Here is a 12,064-nt window from a genome sequence, read left to right on the forward strand (position 1 = left end):
ACTATTTCTATGTTGAAAACTCTGCATTTAATCGCGTTGCCCGTTTTCTCCCGGCCTTCATTTATTTTCTATCTTTGCCCTGTGTTATACAACAGGTCTATTACCAAAATTTAGCTGCAAAATGATTCAATTTTTCAGAACTCAAAACAGTTCGATTATCGCGGTTGATTCCAAACTTCCGCTGAGCCACGACAATTTGGAGAAATTAGTATGGTTGTTTTCTGATGCCCGGCATCTGGAACAAAAAAAACTAGATGGCTGGTTTGTTGGGCCACGCCGGGAAATGCTGACCCCGTGGAGCACAAACGCTGTTGAAATCACCCAAAATATGGGAATTGACGGGATTATCCGCATCGAAGAATTTTTTCAGGTAGAAGATGAAAATGCAGATTACGACCACATGTTGCAGCGCAAATACAATGGACTGACGCAGCAGATTTTTGTGATTGAAAAGCAACCCGACCCTATTCTGAAAGTAGAAGATATTGCATCCTTTAATCAGAAGGAAGGGCTGGCTCTCAGTAAAGAAGAAATTGAGTATCTGGATTCCGTGGCAACAGCGATGAAACGCCCGCTTACCGATAGCGAAGTGTATGGTTTTGCCCAGGTAAATTCGGAACACTGCCGGCACAAAATATTTAACGGAACTTTTATTATTGACGGGAAAGAGATGGAATCGTCGTTGTTTCAGATGATAAAGAAAACGTCAAAAGTAAATCCCAATAAAATTGTATCGGCATATAAAGATAACTGCTCGTTTGTGCAAGGTTCTGTTGCAGAGCAGTTTGCTCCCAAAACACAGGATGAACCGGATTTCTTTGAAATAAAGGACGTTGAAACCGTTTTGTCGTTGAAAGCAGAAACTCATAATTTCCCGACAACGGTTGAGCCGTTTAACGGTGCTTCAACCGGAACCGGCGGCGAAATTCGCGACCGCATTGGAGGCGGAAAAGGAAGTTTCCCCATTGCCGGAACCGCCGTTTACATGACTTCCTATCCGCGAACAGAAGCTGAACGCCCGTGGGAACAGGCAACTGAAGAACGTGACTGGTTGTACCAAACGCCTGAAGAGATTTTAATTAAAGCGTCAAACGGAGCCAGCGATTTTGGCAACAAATTCGGCCAGCCCGTTATTACAGGTTCGGTATTAACATTCGAACACTTCGAGAATTATAAAAAATACGGTTACGATAAGGTGATAATGCTGGCAGGCGGAGTTGGGCTTGCCAATAAAAAATACAGCTTAAAAGATGACCCTGAAAAAGGAGATAAAGTTGTTCTTTTAGGTGGTGACAATTATCGAATAGGAATGGGCGGCGGTGCTGTTTCGTCGGTTGCAACCGGTGAGTTCGCAAATGCCATTGAACTGAATGCCGTGCAGCGTGCCAATCCTGAAATGCAAAAACGTGCCTACAATGCCATTCGCGCATTGGCCGAATCAGATGAAAATCCTATTATTTCTATTCACGACCACGGCGCCGGAGGACACTTAAACTGTTTGTCGGAACTGGTGGAAACAACCGGTGGTAAAATTGATACATCGAAATTGCCTGTTGGCGATCCAACACTTTCACAGAAAGAAATTATCGGGAATGAATCTCAGGAACGCATGGGGCTGGTAATGAAGGCCGAAAATGTGGAATTGCTGAAACGAATTGCCGAGCGCGAACGTGCTCCGATGTACGAAATTGGCGAAACTACCGGCGACATGCAGTTTACTTTTGAAAACTCGAAAACCGGTGAAAAACCAATTGACTGGCAGTTGGGATATATGTTTGGAAATCCGCCGAAAACAGTTTTGGAAGACACTACCGTAAATCCTGAATTTGCAGAGTTGGAATATGCTCAGGAAGACATTGACAATTATGTTGAGCGCGTAGTTCAGTTGGAATCAGTAGCATGTAAGGACTGGCTGACCAACAAGGTTGACCGTTCGGTAACCGGCCGAATTGCCAAGCAGCAGGGAGCAGGTAAATTGCAATTGCCGTTGAATAATGTCGGGGTAATTACTCTCGATTATCAGGGCAGGGCAGGAGTGGCAACCTCAATCGGGCATGCACCGGTTGCCGGAATGATTGATCCATCTGCCGGTTCGCTTTTGTCAATTGCTGAATCTCTCACAAATATTATTTGGGCTCCGCTTACTGATCATATTCGCAGTGTCTCGTTGAGTGCTAACTGGATGTGGCCGGCAAAAAATCCGGGTGAAAATGCACGGATTTACCACGCAGTGGAGGCTGCAAGCGATTTTGCCTGTGCGTTGGGAATTAATATTCCAACCGGGAAAGACTCCATGTCGATGACCCAGAAATACAAAGATGATGTGGTTTATGCCCCTGGAACTGTAATTATTTCTGCATCCGGAGAGGTTTCGGACGTACGAAAAGTTGTGGAACCGGTTTTGGTGAATGACGAATCGAAGGAAATTCTGTTTGTCGATTTTTCTTTTACAGAGAGGGCTTTGGGCGGAAGTGCATTTGCTCAGGCAATAAATAAAATTGGTAAAACAGCACCTACCGTTTCTGACACAGAAAAATTTGTTGCAGCATTTAATACCATTCAAAAACTGATTGAACAAAATTTGATTTTGGCCGGGCACGATATTGGTTCTGGCGGTTTGGTCACTTCGCTGCTCGAAATGTGTTTCAGCAGCAATAAAGGAGGAATGAAAATAGATTTGTCGGCAATCGGAGAAAAAGATCTGATAAAGGTACTTTTTAGTGAAAATCCCGGAATTGTAATACAATGTGCTGATGCTGAAGAAGTGAAAAAGCAACTGACAGAAAATGGAGTTGGTTTTGCTTCGCTCGGTTTCCCGGTTCCATATCGTAAAGTAAGGGTGAAAAATTTTGATGCAGAAGTTGACCTTGATATCGATTCGCTGCGTGATTTGTGGTTTAAAACTTCATATTTGCTCGACAGAAAACAGAGCGGAAAAGAGCTTGCCCTTGAACGGTATAAAAATTATAAAAAGAATGAATTAGCATTCGATTTTAAAGGATTTACCGGTAAGGCATCTGACTATGGGATTAATCTTAACCGGAGAACTCCTTCCGGGATAAAAGCTGCAATTATTCGGGAAAAAGGTGTGAATGGCGACCGCGAAATGGCCTACGCCATGTACTTGGCCGGAATGGATGTGAAAGATGTACACATGACCGACCTGATATCGGGCAGGGAATCTCTGGAAGATGTCAACATGATAGTTTTTGTCGGTGGTTTCTCAAATTCAGATGTGCTGGGCTCAGCCAAAGGATGGGCAGGGGCGTTTAAATACAACGAAAAGGCACGCATTGCCCTAGAGAAATTTTACCGGCGCGATGATACTCTTAGTCTCGGTGTTTGCAACGGTTGCCAGTTAATGGTTGAATTAAACCTGGTATATCCGGAGCACAGTATTCCGCCGAAAATGCAGCATAACGAGTCAGGTAAATTTGAGTCTGCATTTTTGAATGTCGATGTTCTGGAAAATAAGTCGGTAATGCTGGGAAATATGGCCGGAATGAAATTGGGCATCTGGGTGGCACACGGAGAAGGAAAATTCTATCTGCCATTTAATGAAAAAGAGTATAATATTCCGGTGAAATACAGTTACGATGAGTATCCTGCAAACCCCAACGGATCTCATTTTGCGGCCGCATCCATCTGTTCCGATAATGGACGACACCTGGCAATAATGCCTCACCTCGAAAGAGCTTTTGCTCCCTGGCAGTGGGCATGTTATCCGGCAGAACGAAAAATGGATGAATTGGCTCCGTGGATTCAGGCATTTGTAAACGCAAGAAACTGGATTGCCGAACACAAATTGTAACCGGGAAATATGATATAAATAAAAAGGGAGATTTTTGTCTCCCTTTTTGTTTGATGTCATTCAAAACAACTTTTGAGTAGAGAAATGGGAATTAATTGGCAATCATTTTTTCTGCCAGTTCGTCGGCCAGTGCTTTACCTTTTATGGTTTCTACTATTTTAAGGGCGAATTTAATAGCAACGCCGGCACCTTTTCCTGTAATTATTTTTCCTGATGTTTCAACCTCGGCGCCGGTTACTGTTGCCCCATTGAGTTGTTCCTCAAAGCCCGGAAAACATGTGGCTCGCTGGTCGCGCAAAATGCCCAGATTCCCAAATACCAGTGGCGCTGCACAAATGGCACCAAGTGGCTTTCCTTTTTCATGAAAGCTTAGAATTTGCTCTCTCAGGCCAGCGTGATTTTTTAGATTTGTAGTTCCGGGCATTCCTCCGGGGAGGACAATCATTCCAACTGAATTGTAATCAGTTTCTTCGAAAATACAATCGGCAATAATTTGAATTGCATGTGCGCCGGTAACTTCTTTTTTCCCGGTAACAGAAATTACCCGTGTATCTATTTGTGCCCTTCGTAATACATCAATAATGCTAATGGCTTCAATTTCTTCAAACCCCTCTGCTAAATGAACAGCAACCGTTTTTTTCATGACTAATTGTTTTTCGTAAAAATAAAAAAAGATCTCCGGAAGCCGAAGATCTTTTTAGTTGAGATTTTATCAATGTTCTAGTTATTCGAGTATTCGTGCAGCGATTTTTCCAGCTTTTTGCGCGTAAAGAAAATGCGGCTTTTTACAGTACCGAGCGGCAACTCAAGTTCTTCTGCAATTTCTTTGTATTTATACCCGTCAAGAAACATTGTGAAAGGAATGCGGTATTCATCTTCTAATTCATCAATGCTTTTGTGAATCTCTTTTGTGCTGTAAAATGAATCTGGCGCAGGATAAACTTTGTCTTTCGAAAACAAAAGATGGAAATCGTTGTTTGAGTCATCAAATGTATTTCTGGTTTTTACATTTCTTCTATAATCGTTTATAAAAGTGTTCTTCATAATAGTGTAAATCCACGCCTTGAAATTGGTGTTCTGCGTAAACTTATCGCGATAAGTTAATGCTTTTAACATGGTTTCCTGCAAAAGGTCGTCTGCGCGTTCAGAGTCTGAAGTTAAGCTAAGAGCGTAATAGTGGAGTTTGTCTCTTAATCCGAGTAGTGCGCTGTTAAATTGAATTTGTGTCATGGCGTTACAATTTTAGTTTGTTACTAATCCTTTTTACAATTTGTCGAAACAAATATAAAATTGGTAAAACAAATAAAAAAGATTTTTAACTCTTTTAATGTTTGATTCTATCTATTGGTAATAAAATTTGTTTATAAAGGGCATTAAGCCGTTAACCTACAGATATACGCAGATTGTAATTAATTGTTCCTTTACGTTTTGTATTCTTTTTTATTAGTTAATGTTTGGGGTAGCAGAGAGATTGTATATTTGCCGTTCATTTTTAATTAATTTATTAGAAACATGAAAAGAAAATTTAGAGAATCGAAGCAGAGATCTTTTTTATCTTTCAGAAAGTGGGGAAGAAAGAATTTTTCGTTGTTTTCCACGCTTCACAGAGTGGTAAAAGTTTCTGTTTTATCTGTGGCGTATTTTGGTTCAACGCCGGTTTTGTCGGTGGCAATGAGTCAGGATACATCCAGTGTTAAAATGGAATACGATCTCGAAGAAATTGAAGTTTCTGCTTCAAGGGCACCCTCGGTTTATTCTGAGATTGCAAGAGTGCTCACGGTAATCGATACCAAATCGATTGAGCAGGGACCGGCTACAAGTGTACAGGAATTACTGGAACAGGTTGCCGCAATTGATGTGAGGCAACGCGGTGCCGAAGGGGTACAGGCAGATATAAGTATCCGGGGTGGCACTTTCGACCAAACACTAATCCTCCTAAACGGAATCAATATCACCGACCCTCAAACCGGACATCACAATTTAAACCTTCCGGTTAGTTTATCCCAAATTGAACGTATTGAAGTACTTAAAGGTCCAGCTGCACGTGTTTACGGACCGAATGCTTTTTCGGGGGCAATTAACATTGTAACAAAGCAGAATGCCGGAAAAATGCTCGAAGCGCAGGTAAATGCCGGGAGCTACAAATACTTCGATTCAAATCTTTCGGCAGGTTTTGCAACCGGGCAGATGAATCATTTACTCGCCGGAAATTACAAAAGTTCCGATGGTTATATCGACAATACCGATTTCAACTCAACCAACGTTTTTTACTCCGGCAATTTAAGTTCTGCAATTGGAAAATTATCGGCTCAGGCAGGTTATACCGATAAAGGATTTGGAGCTAACAGCTTTTATACGCCTGTTTATCCCGATCAATATGAAAGTACTCAAACAACTTTTTCTTCAGTTCGATTAGAGTCGTTAACAAAGTTTAATCTGACTCCTGCTTTATATTTCCGCAGACATTCCGACAAATTTATGTTGTTTCGGAACGAATCTCCTGACTGGTACGAGAATCATAATTTTCACCGTACCGATGTTAAAGGAGCAAGCCTAAATTCGTGGTATCTTTGGAAAGCCGGAAAAACATCCGTTGGTGCAGAATTCAGATCTGAAAAAATTTTAAGTAATGTTTTGGGAGAGGAAATGCCTTCGTTTGTGAAAGTGCCCGGAGAAGACGCCTTTTACACCAAATCGAAAAACCGGCAAATTATGTCGCTTTTTGCAGAGCATATTTTTTACCTGAACAACTTTACTCTAAGCACGGGGATTATGGGAAATCATATTTCAGATGAAAAGAGTGAATGGAATTTTTTCCCGGGAATCGATATTAGTTATCGTCTTTCTTCGTCGTTGAAAGCAGTTGCGTCGTGGAATACTTCTTTGCGAATGCCAACATTTACCGATTTGTATTACTCGGGGCGAACCAACATCGGAAATCCGCTTTTAAAGCCTGAAAAATCGAAAATGCTGGAAGGGGGAATTAAAATGAATTCGAAATTTGTTAACGGACATCTTGTCGTTTTTCATTCAAGGGGAACAAATATAATTGACTGGGTAAAAACAGAAAGCGATGACTTGTGGAAATCGATGAACCATACTTCAATTGTAAACACGGGTTTTGAGCTGGATATGGAGTTCAGCCATTGGAAACTGCTCGGTGTAAATCGGCAGGGAAGTATTCGTTTGGGATATGTGTACAACAACCAGGATAAAATGTCAGGTGAATTGATTTCGTACTATGTTCTCGATAACCTGAAACATAAATTGGTTGCTTCCCTGAATCAGCCCGTTTCCGGCAATCTTTCATTTAATATTAATTTTACTTACCAAAACCGGGAAGGAACATACACCAGTTACAACAATGGCTCTTCTGGCAGCGAAACCAGCTATAACCCATTTTGGCTGGTAGATACGAAGCTATTGTACCAACGGAACAATTTTAAATTTTATGTTACTGCCAATAATTTATTTAATAAACGCTATTTCGACCTCGGAAATATTGCGCAGCCCGGAAGGTGGTTGAAAACAGGTATTTCATACAATTTGAATTTTAATTGAACTTTGTTTCTTTGATTTTCCAAAAATTGTATCTTCGCCGCAAAAATAAGATATGTTAAAAGGAATATTAGCTATTTCAGGACAACAAGGACTTTTTAAGCTTGTTGCTGAATCGAAAAACAATATTATTGTGGAATCATTGGAAACCGGGAAAAAGATGCCGGCGTATTCCACTTCAAAAATTTCTGCACTTGAAGATATCGCAATTTATACCGATACCGCAGACATTCCGTTGAAAGACGTTTTTAAAGCAATTTCCGACAAAGAAAATGGGGGAGAAGCAGTTAGTCATAAAGAATCTGCCAATAAATTAAAAGCATATTTCGGTGAGATTCTTCCTGATTATGATCGGGACAGGGTTTATGTTTCGGACATAAAAAAGGTATTGTTGTGGTACAATATTCTTCAGGGAAAAGACATGTTGGATTTTTCGGAAGAAGAAACAGCGGAGAAAGAAGATAACGAAGAAAAAGCGTCAGAATAATTTCAGATGCATTGACGCATCTGAATAATTACGTCTGTCGTTTTCTTTTAATAACATTTCAAAAAGCTTTACAGTGGCAAGTGCATCGCCGGCTGCGCGATGCCTTCCATTTATTTCGATACCCTTTTCTGCACACAGGTTTCCCAAAGAATAGGATTTGTGCCCGGGCATTAGTTTTCTTGAAAGTTTAACTGTACATAAAGTTTTTCTATTGAAGTTATATCCCAATCTGTTAAATTCTTCTTTTACAAATTTGTAATCAAAATTAACATTATGAGCGACAAATGTCCTTCCGGCTGTCATTTCCACCACTTTACGGGCTATCTCGTAAAATCGTGGAGCATTTTGCACCATTTCATTCGATATCCCTGTTAAGCGTGTGATGAACAGCGGTATATCCATGTCGGGCTTTACAAGTGAAGTAAACGAGTCGGTAACTTCAATCCCATTGTGCTGAAATATTGCAACTTCTGTTATCTGGCCGTGCTTATAACTGTTCCCCGTGGTCTCTATATCTATAATGGCAAACAAAATTCAAGTATTTTATTTTTATTCTAAAGAAATATTTAAATTTGTTAAAAAATTTAGCTGTTCCAATACTTTTAAAACCAATTAGAACTTTGAAAACTAAAATTAATGTTTAAATTGTAAAAAAATTATGAACTTCTAAAAATTTAATAATTATGAAAAGATTTACATTTTTGTTCCTGTCGTTCCTTATAATAGGAACTGCATTTGCCCAAAATGCAGAGAAGAAATGGGCGCTCGGCCTTGGCCCCGGGTTAAGCTATAACCTGGAGACCGAAAATTTGGGTTTTTTGGGTGAATTTTACATTAGCCGTTATTTGAGTCCTACTTTTGATCTCCGATTAAAAACCGATGCTGGTTTTTATGATGAAGGAGTCGATTTTGTAAACCCTTCATTGGACTTGAGATTGAAACTTTTTAACGGAAAAATTTTGTCAGAAACCAGTGCTATTCAGCCTTACCTATACGGTGGTGTTGGTTACCTGTTTGACAATCTTGACGAAAACGGAGGAACAGACAATGCAGGTGTAAACTTTAATGCAGGAGTTGGTTCTAAATTCCCAATTAGCCCAAATACTTCATTATATCTTGAAGCCGGTTATATTCACGGAATTGATGGATACAGACACGTTGAAAATACATTGACTGACGTTCATGATAATTTCTTTAAGTTGTCCGGAATCATCGAATTTGCTTTTGGTGCAGCTAAAGATTCAGACGGTGACGGTGTTCCTGACAGAAAAGACAAATGTCCGAATACACCTCCCGGAGTACAGGTTGATGAAAACGGTTGCCCGCTTGACCGCGATGGTGACGGAGTTCCGGATTACAAAGACGACTGCCCGGATGAAGCAGGAGATCCTAAATTGAACGGATGCCCTGACCGTGACGGTGACGGAATTGCTGACAAAGACGACGACTGCCCGGATGAACCAGGATTGGCTAAATTCAATGGCTGCCCGGATTCAGATGGCGACGGTGTTCCTGATAACAAAGACAAATGTCCTGATACTCCGAAAGGATGCCCGGTTGATGCCGATGGTTGCCCGCTTGACTCAGACGGTGACGGTGTAATTGACTGCCAGGATAAATGTCCTACAGTACCTGGACCTGCTTCAAATGACGGATGTCCGGATGAAGAAAAACTTGAAATTCCTGCTATTTATTTCGATTTTGATAAAGCAGAGTTGAGGCCGGAATCAAAAGCTGAACTTGACAAATTGGTTGAAACATTGAGCGAAAGCAGAGAATACAACGTTGTTGTTGGTGGTCACACTTGTAACATTGGTGCAAGCAACTACAACATGAAGTTGTCTGAAAAGAGAGCTCAATCAGTTGTTAAATACTTGCTCTCAAAAGGTATTAGCAATACATATGTTGGTTCACATTATTATGGTGAAGACAATCCTGCAGTTCCGAACACTTCAATTGATAACAGAAGGAAAAACCGTAGGGTAGAATTTGAAGAAGCTACTATTAAAAAATAATAGCATAAATCTAAAGCATATAAAAAGCCTTGTCTTCGGACAGGGCTTTTTTATTGGCTAATTTTGTTAAGTTATTGGCTGCTTCGTTCTTGGCTCAGTTGGTAAAATATTATCTTTGTGGCTCAAAAAAAATGCTTGTATGAAAATTGATGAGTTAATACAATCTGTTGTTCTGGAAGCTTTAAAAAAGCTTTATGATTTTGAGGCTTCAAAAGAGTCTGTTCAGTTACAAAATACCCGTAAAGATTTTGACGGTGACATTACGCTTGTTGTTTTTCCGTTTTTAAGGTATTCAAAAAAGAAACCGGAAGATACCGCCAAAGAAATCGGGGAATACCTACAGGAAAATGTTGACGAGATAAAATCCTACAATGTTGTAAAAGGATTTCTTAACCTGGAAATTGACAATAATTATTGGCTTGGGAGAATTCAGAAAGCCTGGGGTGACGAAATTTTTGGGCATCAGAAGCCTTCAGAAAAACAGAAGACAGCAATGGTTGAGTACTCATCGCCAAATACAAATAAACCGCTGCATTTGGGGCATATTCGTAATAACCTGTTAGGATACTCCCTGTCCGAAATTTTAAAAGCAAATAACTACCACGTTGTTAAAACAAATATTGTAAACGATAGGGGAATTCATATTTGTAAATCGATGCTCGCCTGGCAGAAATGGGGAAATCAACAAACACCTGAAAACTCGGGTATGAAAGGAGATCACCTGGTGGGTGATTTATACGTGGCATTCGATAAGCATTACAAAGCAGAAATTGCAGAGCTTTTGAATAACGGAATGTCACAAAAGGAGGCAGAAGATCAGGCTCCTTCAATCCAGGAAGCCCGGGATATGTTGCGCAAATGGGAGGCAGGCGATTCAGAGGTTGTTCAGCTTTGGAAAACTATGAATAGCTGGGTTTACGAAGGATTTGACACAACTTACAAACGACTGGGAGTAGATTTTGATAAAATTTATTACGAGTCTGAAACCTATCTTGTAGGAAAAGATGAAGTTTTGAGGGGACTGGAAGAAGGAATTTTCTACAAAAAAGAAGACGGATCGGTTTGGGCAGATTTGACCGACGAAGGCCTCGACCAGAAATTGCTTCTTAGAAGCGATGGAACCTCTGTGTATATGACTCAGGATATCGGTACTGCAAAAATGCGATTCAAGGATTTTGATATTGATAAGATGATTTACGTTGTAGGTAACGAACAAAATTATCATTTCCAGGTGCTGGCAATATTGCTGGATAAATTGGGTTACGACTGGGGAAAAGGGCTTCATCATTTTTCATATGGTATGGTAGAACTGCCTTCCGGTAAAATGAAGTCAAGAGAAGGGACTGTAGTAGACGCAGACGACCTGATGGATGGGATGGTCGATGTTGCCCGGAAAATGGCTGAGGAGTTGGGAAAACTCGATTCATTAACGCAGGAAGAGGCAGAAAAAACGTATGAGATGATTGCGTTGGGCGCTTTAAAATATTTCATATTGAAGGTTGACCCCAAAAAGAATATGATGTTTAACCCCGAAGAGTCTATCGATTTTAATGGAAACACAGGCCCGTTCATTCAATATACACATGCGCGCATCAAGTCGGTATTGAGAAAGGCCGCAGAAAAAGGCCTGGATATAAAAGAAAACTTTGCCGTTTCGCCAACAACTATTTCAAATAAGGAAAAAGATTTAATGAAACGTATTACCCAGTTTCCTGAAGCTGTAAAGGAAGCAGGCATCAATTATAGTCCGGCTGTTGTTGCAAATTATTGCTATGAATTGGCAAAAGAGTTTAACCAGTTTTATCACGATCATCCAATTCTTACAGAGCAAGATAGCGTTGTTCGGGATATGCGGTTGTTGCTGTCTGCAACGGTTGGAAAAGTAATAAAAAGCGGAATGAAATTACTTGGAATAGAAGTTCCGGATAGAATGTAAAAAAGGGGGGAAAGCCCCCTTTTTTTGATTTAATGATTGAAGGAAAAGCACCTTCCTATTTATATGTTCTGATTTTTGACAAAAGGTTACCCCTAAATTCCCGGAAAAATAAAAGAAATACAAATATTCACTCTAGCCCCTCGCATTGTTCTTATTTATCAGTAGCAAAAAAGCATTGATAAAAAAAGCAAAAAGTGAATAAAATTGTCATAAGTTTATAAAATACGATTATTTTTACGTGCCAGTGCAAGTATTTG

The 12,064-nt window shown here is 40.2% G+C and carries 8 protein-coding genes; 5 read left to right on the plus strand and 3 right to left on the minus strand.

Annotation, left to right across the window (positions count from 1 at the left end):
• The first annotated feature begins 121 nt into the window (after positions 1 to 121).
• Positions 122 to 3,811 (plus strand): phosphoribosylformylglycinamidine synthase, encoded by a 3,690-nt coding sequence (gene purL / locus BUB08_RS16935; protein ID WP_073003103.1) that lies wholly within the window; start codon positions 122 to 124, stop codon positions 3,809 to 3,811.
• 91 nt (positions 3,812 to 3,902) lie between these two features.
• Here the strand turns inward: purL and BUB08_RS16940 are convergent, their stop codons facing one another.
• Positions 3,903 to 4,454 carry a DJ-1 family glyoxalase III gene (locus tag BUB08_RS16940; RefSeq protein ID WP_073003104.1) on the minus strand — a complete coding sequence of 184 codons (552 nt, stop codon included), beginning with the start codon at positions 4,452 to 4,454 and terminating at the stop codon, positions 3,903 to 3,905.
• Positions 4,455 to 4,531: 77 nt separating this feature from the next.
• Positions 4,532 to 5,041, minus strand: coding sequence for an RNA polymerase sigma factor (locus BUB08_RS16945; protein WP_073003105.1), 510 nt, complete (start codon positions 5,039 to 5,041; stop codon positions 4,532 to 4,534).
• 282 nt (positions 5,042 to 5,323) lie between these two features.
• Between BUB08_RS16945 and BUB08_RS16950 the strand changes: the two genes are divergently transcribed.
• A complete protein-coding gene (locus BUB08_RS16950; RefSeq protein ID WP_073003106.1) occupies positions 5,324 to 7,372 on the plus strand; it encodes a TonB-dependent receptor plug domain-containing protein in 2,049 nt (682 codons plus the stop codon).
• Positions 7,373 to 7,424: 52 nt separating this feature from the next.
• Positions 7,425 to 7,856, plus strand: coding sequence for a DUF5606 family protein (locus tag BUB08_RS16955; RefSeq protein ID WP_073003107.1), 432 nt, complete (start codon positions 7,425 to 7,427; stop codon positions 7,854 to 7,856).
• On the opposite strand, the gene BUB08_RS16960 is transcribed toward BUB08_RS16955, so the two are convergent.
• Positions 7,848 to 8,387: a 3'-5' exonuclease gene (locus tag BUB08_RS16960; RefSeq protein ID WP_073003108.1), complete on the minus strand. Its 540-nt coding sequence runs from the start codon at positions 8,385 to 8,387 to the stop codon at positions 7,848 to 7,850. The genes BUB08_RS16955 and BUB08_RS16960 overlap by 9 nt on opposite strands.
• Positions 8,388 to 8,539: 152 nt before the next feature.
• On the opposite strand from BUB08_RS16960, the gene BUB08_RS20725 reads away from it, so the two are divergent.
• Positions 8,540 to 9,871, plus strand: a complete 1,332-nt coding sequence (locus BUB08_RS20725) for an OmpA family protein (RefSeq protein WP_073003109.1) — start codon at positions 8,540 to 8,542, stop codon at positions 9,869 to 9,871.
• A 139-nt stretch (positions 9,872 to 10,010) separates the two neighbouring features.
• Positions 10,011 to 11,807: an arginine--tRNA ligase gene (gene argS / locus BUB08_RS16970; protein ID WP_073003110.1), complete on the plus strand. Its 1,797-nt coding sequence runs from the start codon at positions 10,011 to 10,013 to the stop codon at positions 11,805 to 11,807.
• The last annotated feature ends 257 nt before the right edge of the window (positions 11,808 to 12,064 follow it).

It is taken from the genome of Mariniphaga anaerophila (assembly GCF_900129025.1).
Taxonomy (GTDB): domain Bacteria; phylum Bacteroidota; class Bacteroidia; order Bacteroidales; family Prolixibacteraceae; genus Mariniphaga; species Mariniphaga anaerophila.

Bases quoted from the DNA above. Each gene is read 5' to 3' on its own strand.
- purL (WP_073003103.1), top strand. From the start codon at position 122: ATGATTCAATTTTTCAGAACTCAAAACAGTTCGATTATCGCGGTTGAT.
- BUB08_RS16940 (WP_073003104.1), bottom strand. From the start codon at position 4,454: ATGAAAAAAACGGTTGCTGTTCATTTAGCAGAGGGGTTTGAAGAAATT.
- BUB08_RS16945 (WP_073003105.1), bottom strand. From the start codon at position 5,041: ATGACACAAATTCAATTTAACAGCGCACTACTCGGATTAAGAGACAAA.
- BUB08_RS16950 (WP_073003106.1), top strand. From the start codon at position 5,324: ATGAAAAGAAAATTTAGAGAATCGAAGCAGAGATCTTTTTTATCTTTC.
- BUB08_RS16955 (WP_073003107.1), top strand. From the start codon at position 7,425: ATGTTAAAAGGAATATTAGCTATTTCAGGACAACAAGGACTTTTTAAG.
- BUB08_RS20725 (WP_073003109.1), top strand. From the start codon at position 8,540: ATGAAAAGATTTACATTTTTGTTCCTGTCGTTCCTTATAATAGGAACT.
- argS (WP_073003110.1), top strand. From the start codon at position 10,011: ATGAAAATTGATGAGTTAATACAATCTGTTGTTCTGGAAGCTTTAAAA.